This is a genomic window from Gardnerella sp. KA00288 (assembly GCF_049244085.1).
Lineage (GTDB): Bacteria > Actinomycetota > Actinomycetes > Actinomycetales > Bifidobacteriaceae > Bifidobacterium > Bifidobacterium greenwoodii.
The window spans coordinates 710147-734714 of the sequence record NZ_CP058373.1; the positions used below are offsets into that span (position 1 = coordinate 710147).

Here is a 24568-nt window from a genome sequence, read left to right on the forward strand (position 1 = left end):
TTTACATTTTGTGCTTGAAAGGAGGTGAAAATGCAGAATAATAATCTTAATAAGAATTTGCATAAACCAGATAACTTGCAAGAATTAGATCAAATGAAAGCGAACGAAAAATGGCGAAAAACGCAATCATTTGAAGATGAACATTATCTCGAAGATTCAGAAGATTCAGAAGATTCAGAAGATTCAGAAAATGTTAGCGAAAAGGTAAATGCTTTTGGAGCTCCATTATTGGGGGATAGTCGAGACTTGTTCCGTCCAGCGGCTAAAGATATTCCAGCGCAACCTGGAGTATACAAGTGGCGTGATGCAGATGGTCGAGTAATTTATGTTGGAAAAGCAAAAAATTTGCGCAATCGTTTAGCAAATTATTTTCAGCCACTTTACCAATTGCATCCTCGCACGCAATCAATGGTACTTTCTGCTAGAAGCTTGGAGTGGACTGTTGTTGCTACAGAATTTGAGGCGCTTACTCTTGAATACACTTGGATTAAAGCTTTCGACCCGCGTTTTAATGTTGTTTTTCGAGATGATAAAACTTACCCTTATGTTGCTGTATCTGTAGGAGAAACATTTCCTAGAGTGTGGATTACTCGAAATCGTTCCGCAAGAAACGCTAGATATTTTGGACCATATGCAAAAGTTTGGCCATTGCGTCACAGCTTAGATTTGCTTATTAAAACTTTTCCTGTTAGAACATGCTCGCCTGCGGTTTTTAATAAGGCTCATAGAACAGGGAGACCATGTTTGCTAGCCTCTATTGGTAAATGTTCGGCTCCATGCGTTGGAAATATTAAACCGGATGAGCATCGTTATTTAGTTGAGCGCCTAGTTGGGGTTCTTACTGGAAGCGTAGGCTCATCTTATATTTCTCAAATAACTCGTGAAATGAAGCAAGCTAGCGAAGAGCTAGAATTTGAGCGTGCTGCTAAATTGCGTGACGAAATTTCAGTATTAAGCACTGTTTTACAACAAAATTCAGCTGTTTTTGACGACGATGTGGAAGCTGACGTATTCGGTTTTTGTACCGATGAGCTTGAAGCTTCAATTCACGCATTCTTTGTTCGTTCTGGAATGATTCGCGGCGAGCGCAATTGGTCTGTTGAGCGCAATGAGCAAATAACTGATGGTGAACTTTTAGCGGATTTAATTACGCATGTTTATGCAGAATATGAACATAATGTTTTTAATGGTAAGAATACTTCTATAAGTATTAAGAAGATTCGAGATGCTGTTAGTGATACGCAAAAAGCTACTGCAACTGATGTAATATTGCGAGCTCAAGCAACTAGAGAGCGTAGGGAGCGCCAAGAAACTACGGGGCGCGAAGATTTACTAGCTCCTATATCTCCAGTTCCGCGCGAAATAATAGTTCCAATTTCAATTCCTGAAGATCGTCAAGAAGAGCTTGAATCATGGCTTAGTAATATGCGCGGCTCTAAAGTAAGTATTAGAGTTGCGGAGCGTGGAGAAAAGCGAGCTCTTATGGAGCGTGCTAACGAAAACGCTTCTCAAGCGCTAACTCGCATAAAATCAAGTCGTATTAACAGCATAGATATTAGAACTGAAGCCATGAACGAAATTTCTAAGGCTCTTGGCATGAAGGAATCTCCTTTGCGCATTGAATGCTACGATATTTCAAATACTGTAGACGGTAGTTATCAGGTTGCTTCTATGGTTGTGTTTGAAGATGGAATTGCGCGTCCTAGCGAGTATCGTCATTTTGTTATTCGCGGAGAAAATGGTGTTGGAAAACTTGATGATTTAAGCGCAGTTTATGAAACAATTTTTAGAAGATTTAAGCATTCTGATTCGAATGTTGAATCTGAAAATTTGAATAATTCTGCTATTGTTGCAGATTCCAATCAGAATCGTCGTTTTGCCTACAAGCCGCAACTTATTATTATTGATGGCGCAAAAGAGCAAGCTAAATCTGCTAAGCGCGCAATGCTGGACGCGGGTATTAGCGGTATTACTGTTTGTGGTTTAGCTAAAAAACTTGAAGAAGTATGGCTTCCAGATGAAGATTATCCGATTATTTTGAAGCGTAGTTCAGAAGGATTGTATTTGTTGCAGCGTGCAAGGGATGAATCTCATCGTTTTGCTATTACTTACCATCGTAAGCGTAGAAGAAAAGGTGCTTTGCATTCAGCTTTTGACACTATTCCTGGAATTGGTGAAGTGTATCGTAAACGTTTGCTTTCTTCCTTTGGATCTTTAAAAGAGTTAAAGAAAGCTTCGTTAGAAGATTTACAAAAGGTTAATGGCATTGGTGAAAGTAAAGCAAAAACCATATTTGACGCTTTACATTCTGAAACAGCTGGCAGCTAGTTGTCGTAAAAATTGCGGTTTCAATAGTGATAGTTGAAAATAGTGTATAAGTTGTATCAACAAAAAACTCCACCTTGTAGAAGATTCTCGCTTGACTCGCAAAATATTAATCTACAAGGGGGAGTTTTCTGTAATTTTTATTAAATACTTATGAAACATTTGTGAACTTTATTACCGTTTGCTAGCCCAAATCTGCATATGTACAAATCCATTTATTGTATTTGTGCTCCAAAACGATTGAAGCCCAGTATTCTACAGGTCCTGCAGAAATATGAACAACGCCTTCAAAATGATGAGGATTCGTTAGCATTCCATTAACAAAACTCGGCACTGCCGGCATCGCACACAATGCTGAACGTGTTTTCATATCATTCTTATATTGGAAGTAATCATCCATTAGCTTCCACATGTTATTTAATTTTGTAACACACTTTGGTGTTAGCAATTGTTTCATAGCTGTAGAAGTAGGTCTTCCTCTGGAAATATCAGAAGCAATGCAAGCTATTTGGCAAGTTCTTAATGCAATCTTAACAAGATCTTTTTCATCTTGATCGTCAAAATAGCATGTGCCAATATGGTACTCCAGTTTTTTGCGCGATAAGGCAATAGACAGTTCGCCTTCGTACACTGGTAACGATGTGCGAGCGTTAAAAACAACATGTGGCGGATGCTCATTGTTATCGTTGCTATTATTTGATGACTTGTTATTAAGCACGTCATCATTTTCGTCATCGTTATCCATTTCATATGTATCAACTATATTAATTTTCATTTTCTCTCCTGTATCTCATCTGCTCTATGAGCCCTTAAATTTCAGTACTTGCTAAGCTCATATCCCTACAAAATCAGCAAGTTAGATAAAAGCTTACAACGCGAGTTTTCGTCTATCTGTGTAAAATGCAAAAATGTGGATAAATTACAAAATATTCGTCATTTACCTTGAAAATAAACGATTTTAAGCGTGTTGAGTTATACACATTACGGTTTTATCGGTGTGTCGTATGATTTGGATGAATATTTTGTATGCATTGTTATGCAAATTTGCTTATAAAAACCATTAAAAATTAGATTTTTCAACATCAAAAAGCTACTGATAATAGTTGTAAAACATTGCAGATAAAACTTCGTCAGCATAAGGCACTAGCCTAATAAGTATGTCTCAGGAAATTGAAATTGGTTTGGGCAAAAAAGCCCGAGTTGCATATTCGCTTGACGATATTGCTATTGTTCCTTCGCGCCGTTCGCGCGACCCAAAGGCTGTATCTACTTCATGGCAGGTAGATGCTTATACCTTTGATATTCCAATTATTGCCGCTCCAATGGATTCAGTTACAAGCCCAGATACTGCAATTGCTATTGGTCAAATGGGCGGTCTTGGAGTTCTTGATTTGGAAGGATTATGGACTCGTTATGAGAATCCAGAGCCTTTATTAAAAGAAATATCCGAGTTGCCTTGCGAGGTTGCAACGCGTCGAATTCAGGAAATTTACACTGAACCAATCAAGCCTGAATTAATTGCTAAGCGCTTGCATACTATTCGTGACGCTGGTGTTACTGTTGCTGGCGCTCTTTCTCCTCAGCGAACTCAGGAACTTTACAATACTGTTCTTGAAGCTGGTGTTGACTTGTTTGTTATTCGCGGAACTGCTGTGTCTGCTGAGCATGTTTCCACAGATCACGAGCCTCTTGATTTAAAGAAGTTTATTTACGATCTTGATGTGCCTGTTATTGTTGGAGGCTGCGCTGATTACACTTCTGCTTTGCATTTGATGCGCACTGGAGCTGCAGGTATTTTAGTTGGATTCGGCGGTGGTGCTGTGTCTGCAACTATGAACACTTTGGGAGTACAAGCACCTATGGCTACTGCTATTGCTGATGTTGCTGAAGCTCGTAGAGATTATATGGATGAGTCCGGTGGTCGATACGTGCAAATTATTGCAGATGGCGGAATGGGTAATTCTGGCAACTTTATTAAAGCTCTTGCAATGGGCGCGGATGCCGTTATGCTTGGAACTCCATTAGCTCGCGCAACGGAAGCTCCAGGCCGTGGCACTCATTGGGGTGCTGAAGCTCGTCATTTAACACTTCCACGCGGTATGCGCACTAATGTTGGAACGGTTGCTCCATTGGAAAACATTCTATTTGGTCCAAGTCACGAGGCTGACGGTACAACGAATTTTGTTGGTGCTTTGCGTCGCACAATGTCTTCTACCGGATACGTGGATGTAAAGAGCTTCCAGCGTTGCAATGTTGCGTTTAACCCATTCCATCAGGATGTTCGTTAAGTTTATTTCAGCATAACTTTGTATATAGAATATGCGGTTTAGTGCACGAATTGTGTGCTAAACCGCTGTATTTTTAGCATATTGCGAAAGTTTTTAGTATAAGCGCTTGTAAAAATTCGTTTATTTAAATATTTTGTCAGCTAATAACAATATTAATCTCTATTTTTTGTATGGCTTACAGTAGTGTCGGCATAGGAATCAAGTACAATTAATAATATGCTCCGAGAATTTTCTGTAGAAGTAATTCACCCAACTCAAGACGGTGACACCATTTACTCGCTTCTTTCTAACCGTGCTATGCGCGATCCGCAAGGTATTGTTGCGCAGTGGCAAGATGACGACACTCGCCAGTGGCATGATGTTACTGCTGCTGAAATGCTCTCCAAGGTAAGGGCTGTAGCTAAAGGTTTAATTGCTCTTGGCGTGCAGCATGGATCAAAAGTTGTTATTTATTCTGCTACATGCTACGAGTGGGGTGTTGTTGACTTTGCATGCGCTTGCATTGGTGCAGTTAGCATTCCTATTTACGAAACGGATTCTGCTTTACAAGCTGCAGACATTATCAACGAAGTTAAGCCGGTTATTGCTTTTGCTGGTGACGATTCTCATGCTCAATGCTTAGAGCGAGTTCGCCAAGATTATAAGCGCATTACTCTCAAAACCGTATTCAATTTCAAAGCAGGCGGTTTGGAAGCAGTTATTGACTTTGGTAAATCAATTAGTGAAGATGAGCTAAATCAGCGTGTTATCGCTGTTAAAGCAGACGATTTGTCTACTATTGTTTACACTTCTGGCTCTACTGGAAAGCCAAAGGGAGCTATGCTTTCTCACCGTAACTTTACGCATATTGTTTTTGCAGGATACGATGTTCTTAGCGACATGCTTTGCAAACCAAATCGTTTACTTCTGTTCCTTCCTCTTGCGCACTGCTTTGCTAGATACATTCAATATGTTGCTATTGGCGGGCATGGTGTAATAGGTTATGTTCCTAACGCAAAGCATTTGCTCGCAGACTTGCGTAGTTTTAAACCAACCTACTTATTAGGTGTTCCTCGAGTCTTTGAGAAAGTTTACAATGCTGCTTCTCAAAAAGCTGGCGCAGGTATTCGTGGCCGCATTTTTGCTAAAGCTGTTAAGCATTTTATTCAGTGGTCTCGTGACAACGTTGATGGCAAAGCTCACTCTTTGGCTTCGCGCATGAATCACGCTATGTACATGCGAACAGTTGGTTCTTCAATACGCTCTGCTTTAGGACCTAATCTTTCATGGCTTGCTTGCGGTGGTGCTCCAATTAATGCTGATTTAGCGCATTTCTTCAACGGTCTTGACGGCATTACCTTCATTCAAGGTTACGGTATGACTGAAACTGCAGCTCCTTGCGTAGTTAATTTTGAACACGCAAATCAGGTTGGTTCAGTTGGTCGCCCAGGTCCTGGAATCACAATTCGACTTGCTGACGATGATGAAGTGCTTATTAAAGGACCTAACGTTTTCATGGGTTACTACAATAAGCCTGAGCTTACTGCAGAAGTTATTGACGAAGATGGCTGGCTTCATTCTGGCGATCTTGGTGAAATTGATGACGAAGGCTTCCTATCGATTACTGGTCGCAAGAAAGATATTATTATTACTGCCGGAGGCAAGAATATAAGTCCTGCTCCTATGGAAAGCATTATTGCGCAATGCCCACTGGTTTCTCACGCAGTAGTGGTTGGAGATGGAAAGCCATTCGTTTCTGCATTGATTGAGCTTGACTCAGACATGGTTCGTTCATGGCTTAAGAATAAGAGCATGGATGTTGACTTATCTATGAAAGAAATTGCTAACAATGACGCTGTTCGCTCTGTTGTTCAGCAGTTTATTGATCAAGCAAATAGCACTGTTTCTAGGGCTGAATCTGTTCGTAAATTTGTTATTTTGCAAGATGAGTTCACTCAGGATGCTGGAACTTTGACTCCAAGTATGAAGATTGTTCGTCCAAAAATACTTGCACGTTACGCAGATATTATTGAAACTCAATTGTATGCTCCAAAGCCAAACACGCGTCCTTTGCCTGCAACTGTTAAGATTCTCGATAAAACTACCGAAACTGTTAAGCAGGCTCAAGAAACAGTTAAACAGGCGCAAGAGGTTGTAACTCCTCGAGTCCGTCAAGCAATTGATCAGGCTGCAACTCATCTTAAGCATTTTGGTGAAGAAGCTTCCTCGGAATCATCTGTTTCGCCTCGCGATAATCAAGACAATAACGATAATAACGTACGCAACAACGAGTGAAATTAATTACTAATCTGCAATAGAAGATAATGTGTAATTAGTTATACTTGATTAAGGAGTTTTTGCGTGGCAATTAGAAAAATTCGTGTTGTTCCAGATCCTGTTCTTAGAACACCTTGTGACGAGATTCGTGAGATTACGCCGGCTGTTAAGCATTTGGTTGAAGATTTGTTGGAAACTGTGAACGATCCAGGTCGTGCAGGATTGTCAGCTAATCAAATTGGCGTAAGTTTACGAGCGTTCTCTTACAACATTGATGGACGTATTGGCTATATTCTAAATCCTGTTCTTGAAGATTTAAGCGGAGAACAATACGACGATGAAGGCTGCTTATCTGTGCCAGGATTGTGGTATAAAACTCGCCGATATAATCATGCTCGCGCTCGCGGTATTGATTTAGACGGTAAAACTGTTGTTCTTGAAGGCGATGGTCTTATGGCCAGAATGTTGCAGCATGAATGCGATCATTTGGACGGTCATATTTATTTAGATAGGCTAGAAAAGGACGTTCGCAAGCAAGCTATGCGTGAGCTTCGCAACAATATGCGTTCCTAACTTTGGCTGATTAAATATCGTATCTAGTATCTGATATAATTTCGCTTTGCGTGTCCATTTTGAGCATGAGTATTGTCGCGTTATATGAATGCTCGCTTTTTATTGTCTACAAGGACTCGCAAATACGCGCCATGTACGCGTCCGTTCGTGTCGGTCGGCTTGCGCTTAGACGTATGTTTAAGACAAGTTGCATGCGAACAGACATGGCCAGGCAAGAACCGACAAGAAAGGTATATAGATATGGCACAGATTACCATGAGCGAAATGCTGAAGGCTGGTTTGCACTTCGGTCATCAGACTCGTCGCTGGAACCCAAAGATGAAGCAGTTCATTCTTACACAGCGCAATGGTATTCATATCATCAATTTGTTCAAGTCTCTCGACATGATCGACAAGGCTTATGACTTCATCAAGCAGACTGTTGCCCACAATGGCACTGTTCTCTTCGTGGGCACTAAGAAGCAGGCTCAGGAAGCTGTACAGAATCAGGCAACTCGCGTAAACATGCCTTATGTTTGCGAGCGTTGGCTTGGCGGTATGTTGACCAATTTCCAGACCGTTTCTACTCGCGTAAAGCGCTTGAAGGAACTTGAGGAAATGGACTTCAGCGATGTTCGTGGATCCGGCTTGACTAAGAAGGAACTTTTGCTTCTCGAGCGTGAGAAGGACAAGCTTTCCAAGCAGCTCGGTGGTATTCGCAACATGAACCGCACTCCATCTGCCATGTTCGTTGTTGACATTAACAAGGAAGCTTTGGCTGTTGAAGAAGCTCATAAGCTTGGTATTCCAGTCGTGGCAATCGTTGATACCAACACTGATCCTGAAGCTGTTGAGTACCCAATTCCAGCTAACGATGATGCTATTCGTGGCGTTGAGTTGTTGACTAGCTTAATGGCTGACGCTGTAGCTGAAGGTTTGCTTGAGCATGCTGGTAAGGGCGCTAAGTCCGAAGGTAATGATGCTCAGCCAATGGCAGCTTGGGAAAAGGAATTGCTCACCAAGGAAGGCGAAGCTGAAGCTAAGCCTGCTAAGGAAGAAAATACTGAGGCAAAAGCCTAGTAAGCTAATTTGCAACCAGATTCTTAAATTAAAGCTGCAAAATCCAATTAATTCTTTGCTTTTTGCAGCTTTTAAGAATCATATTGATACGAGGAGAACAAAATGGCAGCAATTACTGCAGCGTTGATTAAGCAGGTGCGTGAAGAAACCGGCGCCGGCATGATGGACGTTAAAAAAGCTCTTACTGAAGCTGAAGGCGACGTTGCCCGCGCTAAGGAAATCATCCGCGCAAAGGGTATTCAGGCCGCTGGTAAGCGCGAGGGCCGTAAGGCTCAGGAAGGCACCATCGCTTCTAAGGTTGTTAAGTCTGCTGAAGGCGAAACTGGTTATGCAGTTGAGTTGAATTCCGAAACTGACTTCGTGGCAAAGACCCCTAAGTTTGTGGAATTCTCTAACACTGTTCTTGACCATGCTGTTGAAGCTAATGCTTCCACTACTGAAGAAGTACTTGCAGCACCAGCTGATGGCGCAACTGTTAAGGAATCTGTTGAAGAAGCAGCAGCTTTGTTTGGCGAGCACGTCAAGGTTGGTCAGGTTGCTAAGGTAAGCGGTCCACATGTTGAGATTTATGCTCACAAGAAGTCCGTGGAATTGCCTCCAAGCATCGTTTCCATGATTGCTACTGACGAAGCTGGTGCAAAGGTTGCTCACGAAGCAGCTTTGCAGATTTCCGCTATGGGTGCTCAGTGGCTTCGCCGCGAAGATGTTCCAGAAGAAGTTTTGGAATCTGAGCGTCGCGTTGCAACCGAGAAGTCCTTGGCTGAAGGCAAGCCAGAGAAGATTGTTCCAAAGATTGTTGAAGGTCGTATGAACGCCTTCTTCAAGGAAACCGTTCTTCTTGAGCAGACATACGTTAAGGATCCATCCAAGAGCGTTGGAGACTTGTTCAAGGAAGTTGGCGGTACCGCTTTGGCATTCGCTCGTCTTGAGGTTGGCAAGGGCGCTGCTGAATAAGCATTGCTTATGCTAAGAATCTGTTATGATTCTTAAACTATTGGGCTGTGTACATTTTGTGCGCAGCCCTTTTTATTTATTTGACAGTTTAATGTGTGTTAAGTGTCGCGTTTTATAGATAAAATAGCAAAGATATACTTGCATTCGCCGTGATGACTGGAGGAATCTGTATGGCAATTGCACAAGCGGAGGAAAGCAAGTCCCGTAGGGTTTTATTGAAACTTTCAGGCGAAGCATTTGGCGGCGGCGCTGTTGGAATTGATACTCATGTTATTCGAAGAATTGCTGGGGAAATCATGACTGCAGTGCTTGAAGGTGTTCAAGTGGCTATCGTTGTTGGTGGAGGTAATTTCTTTAGGGGAGCAGAGTTGCAGCAGGCTGGTATCGATCGTAGCCGTGGTGATTACATGGGTATGTTGGGTACGGTTATGAATTGTCTTGCTCTTCAAGATTTTCTTGAGCAGGCAGGGCAGGCAACTCGTGTACAAACTGCTATTACAATGGGACAGGTTGCAGAGCCTTATATTCCATTGAAAGCAATACGTCATCTTGAGAAGGGTCGCGTAGTTATTTTTGGTGCTGGTGCCGGTATGCCATACTTCTCAACAGATACTGTTTCTATTCAGCGTTCTTTGGAAATCCATTGCGATGAAGTTTTAATGGGTAAAAATGGCGTTGATGGAGTTTACAGTGCGGATCCTCGTAAAGATCCTTCTGCTCGAAAATTTGTAACATTGAACTATCAGCGTGCTCTTGTTGATGGTTTAGCTGTCATGGATGCGTCCGCACTTTCTATGGCTAGAGATAACAATCAAAAAATTCGAGTGTTCGGCTTAGAGGGTGAAGGTAACGTAACTCGTGCTCTTGTTGGCGAACCTATTGGTACATTAGTGTCTGACGCAGAACCAACATTTGCTTAAATATTACAAAGGAGAACACATGTCAGCAATTATTGATCAAGCAAAAGAGCAGATGAATAAGTCCGTGGAAGCTACTAAGGAAAATTTCATGGGTATTCGTACTGGTCGTGCTAATCCTGCTTTATTAAATGGAATTATGGTTGACTATTATGGTGCTCCAACTCCGATTAAGGCTGTAGCTTCTATTGGTGTTCCAGAGCCACGAACTCTTTCTGTTACTCCTTTTGATGCTTCTCAAGCTAATGCTGTTGAAAAAGCTATTCGTGATTCCGATTTGGGAGTTAGCCCTAACCGCGACGGCAATGTTATTCGCGTAACAATGCCAGAACTTACTGAGGAACGTCGCAAGGAATACGTTAAACTTGCTAAGAACAAGGCAGAAGAAGGCAAAGTAGCTGTACGCAATATTCGTCGTAAAGCCAAGGAATCTATTGATAAGTCTGTTAAAGATGGTGATCTTGGTGAAGATGAAGGCGATCGTTTACTTAAGGAACTTGATAAAGTAACTAAGCAGATTACTGATTCTTTGGATGTTTTGCTTGATGGTAAGCAAAAAGAAATTATGGAAGTCTGAGTTTCAACAGTTTTTCTTAGATTTTTGTAATCAATCTGAATGGGTGTCGTATGAGTCAACAAAAGCAGCATGATTTCGTAAGCGAATTAAATCAAAAGCGAGCTGACTGCGCTGCAAAAAAAGCAGATGCTACTTCTACTAATCAGGAAGAACGCGGCACCCATGAAACTTTAACAGACATAAATCGTCGAACTGGCCGCAATATGCCTCAAGCAATTGCAACAGCAGCAGTTTTGGTTGTGGCGATTATTGCGTGCTTACTTATTAGCATCGATGTTTTCGTTGTATTAATGGCTGTTTTTATGGTTCTTGCGTTGTGGGAGTTGCACGTTGATTTTGCAACTCTTGGGTTGCGTATACCGTTTGTAACTTTGTCGCTTTGCTCTCTTGTTACTATTTTTTCAACCTATTACGCAAAATGGCACGCTGTTGCGATGGCTAGCGGAATTACAGCATCATTACTTCTTACTGTAGTTTGCGCAACTCTTAGTAACACTATTTCTACTCGAACAATGCATGCTGTAGAAAAAAAGCTTAACGGCTCTAATTGCTCATCCTATGAGCATACGCTATTTACAAATATGTCTGTTTCTCTATTTGTAGTTTTGTATATTCCGCTTTTAGCTTCCTGCATTGTTCTAGCTTTAACTAATACTCGTTATGCTATTGCTCATGCCATGCTTTTAGTATTTTTGCCAGCATTAAGCGATACTGGTGGACTGTTTGCTGGTGCTTGGCTTGGTAAGCATAAGCTTTCTCCGCGTATTTCCCCAAAGAAGTCTGTTGAAGGCTTGATTGGCTCTATGCTTTTTGCTGTTGTTGGAGCGTATGCAATTATTGCAGGTTTTTACGGTTCTTCTTGGTTTAATTTCTGGTGGATGCCGTTAGTTATGGGCATTTCTTCAGGTATCGTTGGCACTTTTGGTGATTTATGCGCATCTATGCTTAAGCGCGATATTGGCATTAAAGACATGGGCCATCTGCTTAAAGGACACGGTGGAGTGCTAGATCGTGTAGATTCTATTTTGCTTTGTGGTCCTGTTCTGCTTGTTCTTGTGCATCTTGCTCATTTTTAAGCATATAATCTTGAATATTGTCAATCTTTATACTCTCAATCTTGGGTTTAGACTAATATCGACGCCATGACAGTCTGTTTTATTCCATCGCCAAGTATTTCGCAATTTTCACTTGGACCTATCAATATAAAGTTTTACGCGCTTTCTATTCTTGCAGGCATATTGATTGCAATGTTTATTACAAATCGTCGTTGGAAGCGCGTAGGCGGTGATTTTAATCAGATTCTCGATATTATTCTTCTAAGTCTTCCTATAGGCATCGTTGGTGCGCGCTTGTACCACGTAATTACAACTCCAGAAAGATTCTTTGGATCTCATGGTGATTTCTTAGAAATTTTTAGAATTTGGAACGGTGGACTTGGTATTTGGGGAGGAATATTTTTAGGCGCGATTGCTGCATGCGTTTTTTGTAAGCATCGCAAATATCCTGCCGGGTTGCTTGCGGATGCTGCCGCTCCTGCAATACTTATTGCACAAGGCATAGGTAGACTTGGAAATTGGTTTAATCAGGAACTTTATGGCGCTCCAACAACATTGCCTTGGGGTTTGAAATTAAACTATAATGCCACTCAAGCTATTGGTCATGCTGAGCGCTGTTACGATGGTTTAACCTGCCCAGCTGGAACATTATTCCATCCAACTTTTTTGTATGAAATGATTTGGAATTTCATTGGTGCAGCACTGCTTATTTGCTTTGGTAAAATGCTTATGGCCAAATTAAAAGCAGGCTCACTATTTATGTTGTACGTTATGTGGTACACGCTGGGCCGTGTTTGGATTGAAGCTTTGCGCATTGATTTCTCGCATGTTTTCTTAGGCGTCAGAATTAACGTATGGGTTTCTATTATTGTTTTTATTTTTGCCGCAGTAGGATTCGCTTTACTTCAAAAAAGTAATACTACACGCGAAATGTTAATTGAACGTCTTATTGACATTACTTCGGATGAGCGTGAGCGCGAAGAGCAAAATGTTTCGTCAAAGAAAATAAAATCTACTTCAAAAAAGTAGTATTAGGTACCGTTTTTTAGCATTCTAGTCTCTTGCATTTCCTAGAATGGAACACATGAATATACAAATAGCACCTAGCATTCTTTCCGCAGATTTTTGCAATCTTGAGCGAGATCTTGACGCAATATCGAATGCGGATCTTGTTCACGTAGATGTGATGGATCATCACTTTGTACCGAACTTAACTTTGGGAGAGCCAATTGTTAAGCGTATTTGCGAAGTTACCAAGCTTCCAGTAGATGTTCATCTTATGATTGAAGATCCTGATCGTTGGGCTCCAGAATATGCTAAGCTCGGGGCTGCTTCTGTAAGCTTCCACATGGGTGCTACTCATGCTCCTGTGCGTTTAGCTCGCCAGCTTAGGGATATGGGTTGCAAAGCATGCTTTGCTGTTCGCCCTGCTGAACCGGTTGAACCTATTTTCGATATTCTTGACGAATTCGATATGGTTCTTATTATGACAGTCGAACCAGGTTTTGGAGGCCAGAAGTTCTTGAGCAATCAGATGAATAAAGTTCGTCGTTTGCGTGATGAAATTACTCGCCGAGGACTTCAAACTCATATTCAGGTAGATGGTGGAGTTAGCCCTTCTACAGCTGCTACAGTTGCTGAAGCTGGAGCTGATGTGCTTGTGGCTGGATCTGCAGTTTACGGAGCTGAAAGTCCTGCAAAAGCTATTGAAGCTATTAGAAATACTGCTCAAGCCGCTTGGCGTGCATAGTTGTTTGTATTGGGGCATCAAAAGTGCCCCAATATTTTAAATCATTTGTAATAACTGAGCATATAAATATTTGTTTCAGTACACGCAAATATGTGATTAAGGAAGGTTTATGGTTAAGTTCGTGATGAATCAGGAATACAGTCCTAAGGCGATGAATCGCGTTCTAACTGTTCCTAATCTTATTAGTTTTCTTCGCATATGCTCAATTCCATACTTAGCTTGGCTTATTACTAAGAATCATATGATTCTTGCGCTGATTGTTTTAGCTATTTCTGCTTTTTCTGATTGTATTGATGGTTATATTGCTAGGCGCTGGAATCAAGTTAGTAAATTAGGTCAAATTCTCGACCCTATAGCTGATCGCCTTCTGATTATTTTCAGTACTGTAGCGTTGGCAATTGCAAAAATAATACCGTGGTGGGCGCTTGTATTAGTGGTTCTAAGAGATGTGATTATGGCAGCTTTGGTGGTTCTTTTGGCTCAACACGATTACGGACCGTTACCGGTTAATTTTGTTGGTAAAGCTGGGACTGCTCTTATTATGTTAGCTATTGTGTCTCTTATGATTGTATATGCTGTTAATACTGAGGCAATGTTTGTGCTGTATGCTGCCGCTATAGCTTGCGGAGTGTGGGGTGTTGTACTTTACTGGTATGCCGGTTTGCTTTATTACAGACAAGCCTATGTGCTACTTTCTGGTGCAAAATCTAAGTAAACTATGTAGGTTAATATGACTCAAAATAGTGCATTAGATAACGCTCAGAAAGATTTTGAAGAAGAGGAGTCTACTAAGACTTCTAGCTTTTCTAGTGTTTCTAGCATTTCTCGCGTTTCTAGTGTAGATATGCCTGAGTCTTTTGCAGCGTTGGACGGTATTGCGTTATCTCGTCGTCGCGCACTATTTTCAAAATCCTTTACAGGACTTGAATCTCACCATGTTGTTCTAACTGCAGATCGTTTTGCTCACAGTCACGATCGGCGTAGGTATATCGATGATTATGCTCTTCGTTTAATTGACGACTTAACAAATAGGCCTGTTGATCCACTATTTATGGATGCTCGCTTAGGAAAACAGCCTGTTAAACCATGGCACAAGTGGTTTACACGTATTATTGTTTTTCTTATTTGTATTGCTATTGGTACTGTTGGTAGCCAGTTTGTTCGTAAGCTTCACACGGACCCAAGAAAAGCAATACGCTCTTCTTTAGCGAACGAGTTAGTTGGTTATACGAATCGTTTTGACAAGCTTGTTAAGGAAGTAACTCAGCTTAGAAATAGTGTTGATCATGAATCTCAGCGTATTACAACTGCCGAAGAAGACGAAGTTAGTAAATCTGACGATATGGTTAACGGTACGCATGCTGTTGAAGGAAGCGGAGTTACTTTAACTATTGCAAATCCTCTTTCTGCCAGGTCTGACACAAATAATGGCTCATTGCCTAGGGAAAATAACGGTGCTCGTATGCGTCTTGTTACAGATAGAGATATTCAAAAGCTGGTTTCAACCTTGTGGGAAGCTGGAGCTGAGGCTATATCTGTTAACGGACATAGAATTGGCGCTCAAACATCTATTCGTATTGCTGGTCAAACAATTCTTGTTGGTGTTAATCAAACACAAAGCCCTTATGTCATTGAAGCAATTGGCGACACGAATGAATTAATGCGAGCATTTAATGCAGCAAAACGTGTGCGTTGGTATACTTCTTTACTTAACGCAGGTATTAATCCACAAATTTCACCTTCCAGGGTTATAAAACTAAACGCAGCTAGTACAGGTGATATTAATTTTGCTAGCGAAAGAAATAGGAGATAAGCATGGCAGCAATTCTAGGCTTGATTTTAGGCGTGCTAATTGGCATTGTGGTGCATCCAGATATTCCTATTGTTATTCAGCCATATTTGCCAATTATGGTGGTTGCAGCATTGGATGCATTGCTTGGTGCGGCTCGTGCGTATTTTGAGCGAAACTTTTCGGATAAAGTTTTCGTTATTTCGTTCTTCTCAAACGTTATTGCAGCAACCTTACTCGTTTTGCTTGGAAACCAGCTTGGTGTAGGCGCTCAATTGCAGACTGCAGTTATTGTTGTGCTTGGTATTCGAATATTCTCGAACGTTTCTGCAATTCGTCGCTTTATTTTCAGGAGTTAATATGCGACCACTGTTTTCTAATGCTTCTCGAGGAGATGACATTATTCATAAAATGCGCAGACAGAATGTTCACGATTCTGAAAGCGATGCAATTCAAACGGGTTCGTTTCCTGCTGTTCGCCGTAGGGTAAAGCCGTCTTTAAGCGGTCATATTACTTACACGCGAATATTTACCGGACTTTTAATGATGCTTCTTTGTGCTCTTTTAGGATTTGCTTATATGATTCAAGTTAATAGAAGCAACTCTTTACTGTATGAAACAATGAGCGAGGAAGAACTAACTCGACTTATAACCGAAACGCACTCTCAAATTCAGAGTCTTGAAATGAGAAAAAGTGAATTGACTGGTCAGCTTGATTCTTTAAAGCAGGCAGTTAATAAGCAGGATGAAGCGCGAAGAATTGCGCAACAAAACGCACAAGCCAATGGTCTTATTTCTGGTCGTCTTCCAGCTGTTGGAAGGGGTATTATTATACACATTACAGCGGGAGAGAAGGAAAATATTGACGCCGCAACAATGTTTCAGCTTTTGGAAGAATTGCGAAATTCTGGTGTAGAAGTTATGTCTATTAATGATGTTCGCATTGTAACTTCAAGCTATATTTCGCAAACAAAGCATGGTCTTTTATGTGACGGCGTTATGATTGATCCGCCATATATTGTTAAAGCAATTGGAGATCCGCAGAATCTTCAAAATGCTGTTAATATTGCTGGTGGTGTTGGGTCGCGTTTGAAGGTTAAATTCGGCTCTTCCGTTTCGGTTTCTGTGCCAGATGAGGTAGAAATTACTGCGACACGCGAGCCAAAACAGTACGAATATGCAAAACCCGTCGAGTAACAAGGTAGAATAGCAAGTATGACTGAACCAATTCCTACCGCTGGCGAAACAACTATTATTGGTATGCCAGCTATTCATATTCCAATGAATACTACTTCGGATCGTCCTTTGCAGCAGGATGATTTTGACACAATATCAAAATTGCTGCCTGGAACCGCATTGTTGATTTCAACTAGGGGAGCGGTGTCCGGTTCTCGTTATCTTCTTGACGAGGATTTGGTGTCAGTTGGTCGCGATTCACATGCTGATATTTTGCTCGATGATTCAACTGTTTCTCGCTCTCACGCAGTGTTTAAGCGCGTTAACGGCGTCTTTAGCATTATTGATGCTGGAAGCTTGAACGGAACTTACGTAAATCGTGAAAGAGTGGATGAAGCTGTGCTTCATAATGGTGATGAAATCATGATTGGTAAATTCCGACTGGTATTTTTCGCTCATGACGCAGTTACAGTCCGATAATTCTTCCGATAATTCTTCTTATGCTGTCCAGGGGGAGCTTTTTGGTTTTTCGCTATCATCTGATCAGCTAGGATATCGTGGTAGCGTTGCTATGAAGGTTGCTGGTATTACTTACCGGCAGTTAGATTATTGGGCGCGTAAAAGCATTATAGAGCCTTCGATTCATGCATCTAATGGATCTGGTTCTCGTCGTTTGTATTCTTTTAAGGATATTGCGATTATGGCGGTTGCTAAAAGGCTGCTTGATGCTGGCGTAAATTTAGTAAATGTTACGACTGCTATTATTTTTCTCAATCGTTATTCTGAGGATCGTTTGCGCAATATGACGATTATTTGCGACGGACAGTCTGTTCAAGAATGTGATGATAATCAAGAAAATATGCGTCGTATGCTTGCTTCTGGTTTCGCTGTATTTGCTATTGCTGTTGGGCGTATTGTGGCGCGTGTAGAAGATGATTTAGCTTTAGAAGCATCTTCTGAAAATACTAAAACAGAATACAACAAGAAAATTTCTGGCAAATCTGCATCTAAATCTAATTTAAAATCATCTCTTACAAAAACGTCGTTGAATAAGCATAGTTCTTGGAATCTCGTTCAAGAAACGTGGGGATAGTAGGTATTAGTCTACAATTATTGAGTAGCAATTATTATGCGTGGCCTTTTTTAAGAGGGAGGATATAGATGCTTTTTACTAATAATATGCTTAGCAATGTTTTAGTTTGCGTTGTAATGGTTTTTTGTTTTGCTCCTTCTTTAATTTTCCTAGTTAGCGAAATTATGTTTCTTATACCGTTTTCTCGTCGAAACAAAAAGATATATGAAGAGAAAAAGTATATTAAAAGTATTGGCGTAGATGTTTCTAAATATAAGCCGTCAGAGCCTATGCCGTTGATTCCGTGGAATGCTGTTGCAGTTTATTTAGCTGGATGGCCTGTTATGATTTTAGCGTTCATAATTAACGAGGTTTGTAATTTTTATCATCTTATTGATAAAGAGACTGTTGATTTTAGAGTTTACAAATGGTTGATTATTGTATTTGAAACTTGTAGTATTTTATGTGCTTTTATTGCTTTAGCTGCAATGATTGGTTATTCAGCGTATGCAGTATCACAAAATAAAAAAGTAGCCGCATAAAAGTAAGTAAGCAAATATAAAAATGAGTACTACTTTTTATGTTTTTTTTTACTGCTTCAGTTTGCGTATTCTAATCTAATTTGACATAACGTACATTATCGGATAAATATCAGGTAATAATATACTCTCAAAAGTCTTATTAAAGAATAAGTTAAGCGAAATATTCTAATACTGCTGTGCTTAATTCGCTTACGTTGTCAATAATCCTGTAAGATCCGTGTGCTTTAAGCTCACCAGGCTCAGCATAACCCCAAGCGCATCCCAAGCAATCTAATCCGCATTCTTTTGCGCCGTCAGCATCAGTCCAACGGTCGCCAACCATAAGTGCTCTGTCTCCTTGAGACGCATCGTAGCCTATTTGATTGAATACGTAGCGAATAACTTGCGCTTTAGTAGTACGCGACATATCTCTACTTGCGCCATAAATTCCGTCAATAAGATTGTTAAATCCAAAATAATCACAAATAGGTTTCATCTGATATTCAGGCTTGCAAGATGCGGTTGCTAAATAAAAACCTGCTTCGCGCAATTTAATAAGCTGCTCAGGAATACCGTCGTATACTTTGTTGAGCAAGCAACCTGGAATTTTGCTTCCAGGAATATTCGGATCGTCAAATGTGGCAATCTCAGAATAATATTTGCGATAAATAGCAAGACCCTGCATCTGCAGATTTTCAGGAACTTTAATTCTTTGGAAGGATTCTAAAATAGACGGTCCTATAAAACGTTGCATTTCAGCATCGTCAGGAATAGGCTGGCCTAATTCTTTCAAAGCAAGCTTAGCGCAGGTAATAATGCCTACGTCAGACTTTGTTAAAGTGCCGTCAAGATCTAACAGCACAACATTTCGTGAGATTTTTCTCGAGTCCATCGAGCAATCACTCATAGTCAGGAATCCAGCCTTCGTGATGCATTTTCAAACGCTTATCTAGTAAAGTCTTTAATTCGTCTTCACTACGGCGCTCAAGCAACATATCCCAGTGTGTGCGAGACGGCTTGTTAAAATCGTCGTCAGGACGGTCGTCTTCGCCTTCGCGATGAGCAATCGAACCGCAGCGGCACTCCCATTCTTCAGGAACATCAGCACCTTGAGCAAAAGGAAGTATTGTGCGATGACCCTTTGGGCACACATATGCCACATCCTCGCGTGCAGCAAAATCCACATTATCGTCAGATTCCAAAGATTTTGCACCAATGCTCATACCGCGTAAACTGCGTTCTGCCATAGTATCTCCTTATGTAGTACTTTATAAAACTACCTAATTGCACGGACTAGCTGTTAAAAATGTTAAACATCCGAATATGCTACAACGCCACGGTTCATAAGTAATGCAGCCTCGTGAGCGTTAGAGGCAAGATTTTTATCTACACCGCTTATAGCTTGTAAATACTCTCCCGCTGCGTAAAGTTGGGTAAGCAAATCAATAAGGCGTTTTGCTTGACGGACAAAATCTCCGCCAGTATTGTCTGTATTTTGCAAAATGTCGGCTAAATCTGCTCCCTGAGCCCAATCGTACATAATATCAACCGCACCAAATTCAAGCGGTCTTAAAGCTGGAAGATGGGCGTTTGCGCACAATGCGCTGGTTCTAATAAATAGTTCCTTCATGCGCGAAACAGTTGTAAATACCGCTCCATTTTGACCACCAGGGTATCTTTTAGGCTCTCCGCCTGAAGCTCCCCTAGATTCGTACACTAAAGCAGATAAGCATGATAATAATTCAATAGGCGTAAGATTATTAAAAATTCCTTCGCAAATTGCTTCAGCAAAAACAATATCTAGTTCGTTATATAGTCTTCGCAACAATTGCCCGCGATTAGTAAGGCATAAAATATTTTGCTTGTTACTATCTTTAGAAGATTGTAAATAATCTAAACTGTAAAGAACATCGCAAATATGGTCAAAAGTGCGAGCAACAGAGCCAGTACGAGATTCATAACGTTCACGCACTTGCTCAAGCTCCTTATGCTCGCGCATCCAATGGTATCCCCAACGTAAATGTTGTTGAATATCTGGGCATGCAGCGCAAGGATGCTTTCTTTCTTCTTCGCGAAGCAGAGAAATAGTGTCATCTAGCTTCTTAAAAGCTGCACTTCGTTCAGCATCCGTCTTAAATAAAGTGTGCTTAAGCTTACGACGCTGATCATGCTGAGCTTCTTTAAGTTTCATGCGCAGCTGAAGAAACTCAGCAAAATCCCCTTGTTCACAGTGAAAAGCTTCCTCATATCCCCTAAGAGCTGTTTCAAGCTCGTTCATGCGACTATGTAAGCGTTGAGCTGAAGCATTAGCTTCCCACTGTGCAAATGAGCAATCTAAAGTTGTACGAGCAGTATCCGCATCGCTTGAATGCAGCAAATTAACAGCCATATTAAACGTTGGCACGAAGCTTGAATGTAAAGGATACACGCGCTTACTGGAAAGTGCTGCAGCTTGAGCTGGCACAAAATCAGCATGATCGACTAATACAGCATGACCAATATCGTCAATTCCTCGCCTTCCAGCACGGCCTGTAAGCTGTGTAAATTCGCCTGGAGTAAGAGGAACATGACCTGTGCCATCAAACTTTACTAGCTTTTCTACTACAACGCTTCTTGCAGGCATATTTAAGCCCAAAGCTAGTGTTTCTGTTGCAAAAACAACTTTAATAAGTCCGCGTTCAAATAGTGTTTCAACAATATGCCTAAATAATGCGATCATTCCAGCGTGATGAGCTGCAAAACCTTGTTCAAGCGAAAATCTGAATCTTTCAAAAGAAAGCGCATGCAAGTCTTCTTTTGAAAGTTGATTTGCAACCATGCTGTCAACGATTTTGCGAATTTCATACATTTCATCATCGGAAGTAAGAATTAATCCAGCATTCAAGCATTGCTGAACAGCTTGATCGCATCCTGAGCGAGAAAAAATAAAGTAAATTCCAGGAAGCATCCCTAAGTAATCTAATTCGTCAATAACAGCCCAACGTTTAGGAGTATGTCGGCGAGTAGATTTATCTGACTCGGCTACTCCCCTTCTAACAATACGCTTTTTGCCTTTTCTATAACGGTATTTGCTGTCACTGTATGAATCCTGACGTCTACGAGCACGATGCTCCCATTCGTTAAGTTTCCTAGTTAATGCAGGATTTACGCGTTTAGTTTCTTTTCCGTTATTATCGCGGTCATACAAATCCAATAATTCAGGCTCAGTTCTGCCATCTTCTTGAATAACAACATGCCTTTCAAGAGGTACAGGCCTGTGCTCATCTACAACCAAATGTGTTGTTCCGCGCACAGATTCAAGCCATGCGGAAAAATCTTCTACATTAGAAACAGTTGCAGATAAACCGATGATTTTCACTGTTTTAGGAAGGTGAATAATAACTTCTTCCCAAACTGCTCCGCGGAATTTGTCTGCAAGATAATGAATTTCGTCAAGAATTACAAAGCCAAGAGAATTAAGCGTAATAGAGTTTTCATACAGCATATTGCGCAAAACTTCAGTGGTCATAACAACAATATCTGCTTCAGGATTTACAGATGTGTCTCCTGTTAGTAAACCAACATTTTTAGAACCGTATTGTTCGCAAAAATCATGATATTTTTGATTACTTAAAGCTTTTATTGGCGTAGTGTAAAAAGCTTTTACGTTACGCTGCTGAGCTAAAAATACTGCAAAATCTGCAACAACAGTTTTTCCAGCACCTGTAGGAGCAGCAACTAGAACATTGTTTTCAGCTTCCAGCGCATCAATTGCTTCACGCTGAAAATCGTCTAAATCAAAAGGCAAAGAACGTTCAAAATCTGCGGCCATTGAACGCTCATGCTTCATAACTTCACGAAAAGCAGCAAAACGTTGAGCAGGAGACAATAAAACGTCACCGTCTTTGCAGTTATCTGTTTGTGAATTATGCAAAATATGCCCCGCGCTATCTTTATTGTTCAAATTGTTTTATGAGCTTTATAGTTTAATATCTTCTTCTCGAAGAGATTTTTCATCCCAGTGCTGCCATATTTTACGATGATTTTCGCGAATTTTTTGATGGCGTTCAAGCACTTTTTCTCTTGTTTTCTCATAGCGCTCTGCAGCTTTTTGAATAGGCAGAGTAAAAAGAGGATCTTTAGGCTCGTCGTCGTTTTCATTGGACTCGTTCAAAGCTTCAAACTTAGAGGCTGCACTATCTGTAAAGTTAAAGAAAGCCTTGGCTAGTTTTATTGCGCTTAAAACAACTACCACTACTCCGGCGGCAATCATGCACAGCATAAACACTGTGATGACTAGCCAAATCCACCATGGCATATTACTCCTCCGAGTTCGTGCTATCAGCGTGATTAACGCTTAATTCACGCTGTGCGCGGGCAATAATCATACTGCGCAATGTTTCTGGAGCAACAGCAGTAATGTGGCGAGCGTGAGCAATACAGAATGCTACGAACCAAGAATCTGAAGAAACCGTAAGATGAACCTCAACTCCGTTTCCGCAAGGTTTAATAGTAGCTCCAGATAAATTCTTTAAGAAATTAAGCTCTGTTTCGTCAGTAGTGAAGCAGGTTTCAGTACCATTGTCAAAACTCCACTTACGAAGTTCGCTAACTGGAACGTCTGGAATTTCTAACTTAGATACAGGCTCAACAACTTCCGCACGCTCGATTCTAGCTACGCGAAGTACCTGCCAAATTCGAGGCAAGCCATTTGCTTTATTAATAGTCGTATCTTTAGAAACAAACTCGCGCTTATCTTCAGGTGTTTGATTCTCAACATCAGTCCAAACAGCAACGTAGTAAACGCCTTCATCAACATAAATTTTTGAAGGAGCCACAACTTTGCGTCGAATACAGCCAGCTCCATCGGTGTACTCCATATCCAACAAGGCGGAGGCATTGATAGCACTACGAACAATCGAGCAATTGCGAGGCTCGATTTCGTAGCCTGTTAAGCTTAGCCAAGGAGTTTGGCCTGGAAGCACGTGGCGACGAAGACGCTTATACAACGATTCAGCTTGCGTTCGCTGCTCAACTGGTAACAGTAGAGAGTGCGCCAAATAGTTAGCAGACGCAGTTAGCATACTCAAATACTGTTGAGAAATGCCGGCAAGACGCTCCAAACCCAAAGAGTTTGTTGCAGAAACAATGCCCTCGTTTTCAAGAAGAGTCCAATCAATGTCAAAGAATTGGCTGCCTGCCATTTCACCATCGTCGGAAACAGTAGTAAGCGTATTAATATCTTTGTGAAGAATGGTAACGAAACGACGAAGCTCATCCTCATTCTTTGGCTTTCCAATAAAACGCTCAGCTAGTTCGTTTAATGGGAATTCTTCGCCAAGGTGAGCAGATAAGAAAAGCATCAAACGCAAACGACGGTCAACTTCGCTGCCCGTTTGGAAGGATGAGCCTTTCTTTGTGTGAGATTTATCTGCTTCAGCATCTTGCGCTTCAGAATTTTGCAAAGGTGCTTCGTTGTTTTCTTCGCTATCAAGTTTGTTATTTTCGTTGCATGCTGCAAAATTTACTGCTGCGTGCAAGCGACGGTGGAAAGCGTCAACTGCCTCTTGAGGGCTTACAACGCTTGAGCCTGGATGCTCGAGCACAAACATTGCTAAATCGTCTGCATCAGTATAAGCAACGTTTAAGTGTTCTCCGTCAACGTCAACTGTTGCTGCAAAACGACGAGAATCAATAACTTTCACCAAAGAATCAGGAAGCATTTGAGTGCCTAAACCAGGCGCAATAGAATCCAAACCTAATCCTGGAATAGGAGTTTGAGGAACTCGTGGAGCTGTGCGAGAAGCACGCTGTTGCTCATGCTGATCTGATTCTAGAGAAGAAATAGACATTGAGCGAGCAAGATAATTTGCCGCTGCCAACACTGGCAATTCAGATTGGTCAAAACGTAAACGCACGCGAGGCTCATCGCCTAATTGTAAGCGATACGAAGCAAAGTCTTGGCCTTCGGACTTCGATGAGTATTCAGGCTGCCTAGACTCGATTGCAATTCCCATGGCTGCTAGTTTTGCGCGATCTCGCTGGAATTGTTTTGCGAATGCTGCTTTTGCTGCTTGATCAGCAAGCTCGCCATAAGAATCTGCGTATGCTTTAACGCGTTGTGCAATTTGCCGCGAAGTCAGCCATTGCGGGAATGCGGAAGACAATACAGCGAGCACATCGAGCTCGTGTTTGCCCCATTTGTCGGAAAAACGTCGCCTTCCGTTGCTTCCTTCTACCATTGGTCCTCACGTATCATGTTTGAAATCTGTTTACT

Annotated in this window: 24 protein-coding genes; 18 read left to right on the plus strand and 6 right to left on the minus strand. The window is 41.3% G+C overall.

Annotation, left to right across the window (positions count from 1 at the left end):
- Positions 1–30: 30 nt before the first annotated feature.
- The gene (gene uvrC / locus HXT52_RS02635) at positions 31–2328 is read left to right on the plus strand and encodes an excinuclease ABC subunit UvrC (protein WP_421776145.1); all 2298 of its coding nucleotides are present in this window, start codon (positions 31–33) and stop codon (positions 2326–2328) included.
- 181 nt (positions 2329–2509) lie between these two features.
- Here the strand turns inward: uvrC and HXT52_RS02640 are convergent, their stop codons facing one another.
- Complete coding sequence (locus tag HXT52_RS02640; protein WP_004137250.1) at positions 2510–3100, minus strand: hypothetical protein; 591 nt, start codon at positions 3098–3100, stop codon at positions 2510–2512.
- Positions 3101–3482: 382 nt separating this feature from the next.
- Between HXT52_RS02640 and HXT52_RS02645 the strand changes: the two genes are divergently transcribed.
- The 17 genes from HXT52_RS02645 (at position 3483) to HXT52_RS02725 (ending at position 18333) form a co-directional block, all read left to right on the plus strand.
- Positions 3483–4613 (plus strand): GuaB3 family IMP dehydrogenase-related protein, encoded by a 1131-nt coding sequence (locus HXT52_RS02645; protein WP_004126790.1) that lies wholly within the window; start codon positions 3483–3485, stop codon positions 4611–4613.
- A gap of 216 nt (positions 4614–4829) precedes the next feature.
- A complete protein-coding gene (locus HXT52_RS02650) occupies positions 4830–6887 on the plus strand; it encodes an AMP-dependent synthetase/ligase (protein WP_421776146.1) in 2058 nt (685 codons plus the stop codon).
- A 66-nt stretch (positions 6888–6953) separates the two neighbouring features.
- Positions 6954–7442, plus strand: coding sequence for a peptide deformylase (locus HXT52_RS02655; protein WP_004135050.1), 489 nt, complete (start codon positions 6954–6956; stop codon positions 7440–7442).
- 240 nt (positions 7443–7682) lie between these two features.
- Entirely contained in the window at positions 7683–8501 is an 819-nt protein-coding gene (gene rpsB, locus HXT52_RS02660) for a 30S ribosomal protein S2 (protein ID WP_004126798.1), read from the plus strand.
- Positions 8502–8603: 102 nt separating this feature from the next.
- Positions 8604–9455, plus strand: coding sequence for a translation elongation factor Ts (gene tsf / locus HXT52_RS02665; RefSeq protein ID WP_004135048.1), 852 nt, complete (start codon positions 8604–8606; stop codon positions 9453–9455).
- Positions 9456–9625: 170 nt separating this feature from the next.
- Positions 9626–10375, plus strand: coding sequence for a UMP kinase (gene pyrH, locus HXT52_RS02670; RefSeq protein WP_004126813.1), 750 nt, complete (start codon positions 9626–9628; stop codon positions 10373–10375).
- Positions 10376–10394: 19 nt separating this feature from the next.
- Positions 10395–10949: a ribosome recycling factor gene (frr, locus tag HXT52_RS02675; protein WP_004126816.1), complete on the plus strand. Its 555-nt coding sequence runs from the start codon at positions 10395–10397 to the stop codon at positions 10947–10949.
- Between the two features lie 50 nt (positions 10950–10999).
- Entirely contained in the window at positions 11000–12025 is a 1026-nt protein-coding gene (locus tag HXT52_RS02680; protein ID WP_004137244.1) for a phosphatidate cytidylyltransferase, read from the plus strand.
- Between the two features lie 66 nt (positions 12026–12091).
- Complete coding sequence (lgt, locus tag HXT52_RS02685; RefSeq protein WP_421776147.1) at positions 12092–13033, plus strand: prolipoprotein diacylglyceryl transferase; 942 nt, start codon at positions 12092–12094, stop codon at positions 13031–13033.
- A gap of 55 nt (positions 13034–13088) precedes the next feature.
- The gene (rpe, locus tag HXT52_RS02690; RefSeq protein ID WP_004126825.1) at positions 13089–13754 is read left to right on the plus strand and encodes a ribulose-phosphate 3-epimerase; all 666 of its coding nucleotides are present in this window, start codon (positions 13089–13091) and stop codon (positions 13752–13754) included.
- 109 nt (positions 13755–13863) lie between these two features.
- Positions 13864–14469: a CDP-alcohol phosphatidyltransferase family protein gene (locus HXT52_RS02695; RefSeq protein WP_102694737.1), complete on the plus strand. Its 606-nt coding sequence runs from the start codon at positions 13864–13866 to the stop codon at positions 14467–14469.
- 15 nt (positions 14470–14484) lie between these two features.
- Positions 14485–15567 carry a DUF881 domain-containing protein gene (locus HXT52_RS02700; RefSeq protein ID WP_415699435.1) on the plus strand — a complete coding sequence of 361 codons (1083 nt, stop codon included), beginning with the start codon at positions 14485–14487 and terminating at the stop codon, positions 15565–15567.
- A 2-nt stretch (positions 15568–15569) separates the two neighbouring features.
- Positions 15570–15902 carry a small basic family protein gene (locus tag HXT52_RS02705; RefSeq protein WP_004135038.1) on the plus strand — a complete coding sequence of 111 codons (333 nt, stop codon included), beginning with the start codon at positions 15570–15572 and terminating at the stop codon, positions 15900–15902.
- A gap of 1 nt (position 15903) precedes the next feature.
- Positions 15904–16740, plus strand: coding sequence for a DUF881 domain-containing protein (locus HXT52_RS02710; protein WP_421776148.1), 837 nt, complete (start codon positions 15904–15906; stop codon positions 16738–16740).
- A gap of 18 nt (positions 16741–16758) precedes the next feature.
- Positions 16759–17199, plus strand: a complete 441-nt coding sequence (locus tag HXT52_RS02715) for an FHA domain-containing protein (RefSeq protein WP_004137215.1) — start codon at positions 16759–16761, stop codon at positions 17197–17199.
- Positions 17177–17812: a MerR family transcriptional regulator gene (locus tag HXT52_RS02720; protein ID WP_421776149.1), complete on the plus strand. Its 636-nt coding sequence runs from the start codon at positions 17177–17179 to the stop codon at positions 17810–17812. Before HXT52_RS02715 ends, HXT52_RS02720 begins: the two co-directional genes overlap by 23 nt.
- A 68-nt stretch (positions 17813–17880) precedes the next feature.
- Positions 17881–18333, plus strand: a complete 453-nt coding sequence (locus HXT52_RS02725; protein WP_421776150.1) for a hypothetical protein — start codon at positions 17881–17883, stop codon at positions 18331–18333.
- A gap of 151 nt (positions 18334–18484) precedes the next feature.
- Here HXT52_RS02725 and HXT52_RS02730 read toward each other — a convergent pair whose 3' ends face one another.
- From HXT52_RS02730 to HXT52_RS02750, 5 genes are all read right to left on the minus strand, one after another.
- Entirely contained in the window at positions 18485–19204 is a 720-nt protein-coding gene (locus HXT52_RS02730; protein ID WP_421776151.1) for an HAD hydrolase-like protein, read from the minus strand.
- Between the two features lie 7 nt (positions 19205–19211).
- Entirely contained in the window at positions 19212–19559 is a 348-nt protein-coding gene (locus tag HXT52_RS02735; RefSeq protein ID WP_004126876.1) for an RNA polymerase-binding protein RbpA, read from the minus strand.
- A gap of 62 nt (positions 19560–19621) precedes the next feature.
- The gene (locus tag HXT52_RS02740) at positions 19622–22255 is read right to left on the minus strand and encodes a DEAD/DEAH box helicase (RefSeq protein ID WP_421776152.1); all 2634 of its coding nucleotides are present in this window, start codon (positions 22253–22255) and stop codon (positions 19622–19624) included.
- Positions 22256–22270: 15 nt separating this feature from the next.
- Positions 22271–22609, minus strand: a complete 339-nt coding sequence (locus HXT52_RS02745; protein ID WP_004135025.1) for a hypothetical protein — start codon at positions 22607–22609, stop codon at positions 22271–22273.
- 1 nt (position 22610) lies between these two features.
- The gene (locus tag HXT52_RS02750; protein WP_004135023.1) at positions 22611–24533 is read right to left on the minus strand and encodes a helix-turn-helix transcriptional regulator; all 1923 of its coding nucleotides are present in this window, start codon (positions 24531–24533) and stop codon (positions 22611–22613) included.
- Positions 24534–24568: the final 35 nt, after the last annotated feature.

What these genes read in the sequence shown, in the direction of transcription:
- uvrC (WP_421776145.1), top strand. Translation starts at nt 31, where the DNA reads ATGCAGAATAATAATCTTAATAAGAATTTGCATAAACCAGATAACTTG.
- HXT52_RS02640 (WP_004137250.1), bottom strand. Translation starts at nt 3,100, where the DNA reads ATGAAAATTAATATAGTTGATACATATGAAATGGATAACGATGACGAA.
- HXT52_RS02645 (WP_004126790.1), top strand. Translation starts at nt 3,483, where the DNA reads ATGTCTCAGGAAATTGAAATTGGTTTGGGCAAAAAAGCCCGAGTTGCA.
- HXT52_RS02650 (WP_421776146.1), top strand. Translation starts at nt 4,830, where the DNA reads ATGCTCCGAGAATTTTCTGTAGAAGTAATTCACCCAACTCAAGACGGT.
- rpsB (WP_004126798.1), top strand. Translation starts at nt 7,683, where the DNA reads ATGGCACAGATTACCATGAGCGAAATGCTGAAGGCTGGTTTGCACTTC.
- tsf (WP_004135048.1), top strand. Translation starts at nt 8,604, where the DNA reads ATGGCAGCAATTACTGCAGCGTTGATTAAGCAGGTGCGTGAAGAAACC.
- pyrH (WP_004126813.1), top strand. Translation starts at nt 9,626, where the DNA reads ATGGCAATTGCACAAGCGGAGGAAAGCAAGTCCCGTAGGGTTTTATTG.
- frr (WP_004126816.1), top strand. Translation starts at nt 10,395, where the DNA reads ATGTCAGCAATTATTGATCAAGCAAAAGAGCAGATGAATAAGTCCGTG.
- HXT52_RS02680 (WP_004137244.1), top strand. Translation starts at nt 11,000, where the DNA reads ATGAGTCAACAAAAGCAGCATGATTTCGTAAGCGAATTAAATCAAAAG.
- lgt (WP_421776147.1), top strand. Translation starts at nt 12,092, where the DNA reads ATGACAGTCTGTTTTATTCCATCGCCAAGTATTTCGCAATTTTCACTT.
- rpe (WP_004126825.1), top strand. Translation starts at nt 13,089, where the DNA reads ATGAATATACAAATAGCACCTAGCATTCTTTCCGCAGATTTTTGCAAT.
- HXT52_RS02695 (WP_102694737.1), top strand. Translation starts at nt 13,864, where the DNA reads ATGGTTAAGTTCGTGATGAATCAGGAATACAGTCCTAAGGCGATGAAT.
- HXT52_RS02700 (WP_415699435.1), top strand. Translation starts at nt 14,485, where the DNA reads ATGACTCAAAATAGTGCATTAGATAACGCTCAGAAAGATTTTGAAGAA.
- HXT52_RS02705 (WP_004135038.1), top strand. Translation starts at nt 15,570, where the DNA reads ATGGCAGCAATTCTAGGCTTGATTTTAGGCGTGCTAATTGGCATTGTG.
- HXT52_RS02710 (WP_421776148.1), top strand. Translation starts at nt 15,904, where the DNA reads ATGCGACCACTGTTTTCTAATGCTTCTCGAGGAGATGACATTATTCAT.
- HXT52_RS02715 (WP_004137215.1), top strand. Translation starts at nt 16,759, where the DNA reads ATGACTGAACCAATTCCTACCGCTGGCGAAACAACTATTATTGGTATG.
- HXT52_RS02720 (WP_421776149.1), top strand. Translation starts at nt 17,177, where the DNA reads ATGACGCAGTTACAGTCCGATAATTCTTCCGATAATTCTTCTTATGCT.
- HXT52_RS02725 (WP_421776150.1), top strand. Translation starts at nt 17,881, where the DNA reads ATGCTTTTTACTAATAATATGCTTAGCAATGTTTTAGTTTGCGTTGTA.
- HXT52_RS02730 (WP_421776151.1), bottom strand. Translation starts at nt 19,204, where the DNA reads ATGGACTCGAGAAAAATCTCACGAAATGTTGTGCTGTTAGATCTTGAC.
- HXT52_RS02735 (WP_004126876.1), bottom strand. Translation starts at nt 19,559, where the DNA reads ATGGCAGAACGCAGTTTACGCGGTATGAGCATTGGTGCAAAATCTTTG.
- HXT52_RS02745 (WP_004135025.1), bottom strand. Translation starts at nt 22,609, where the DNA reads ATGCCATGGTGGATTTGGCTAGTCATCACAGTGTTTATGCTGTGCATG.
- HXT52_RS02750 (WP_004135023.1), bottom strand. Translation starts at nt 24,533, where the DNA reads ATGGTAGAAGGAAGCAACGGAAGGCGACGTTTTTCCGACAAATGGGGC.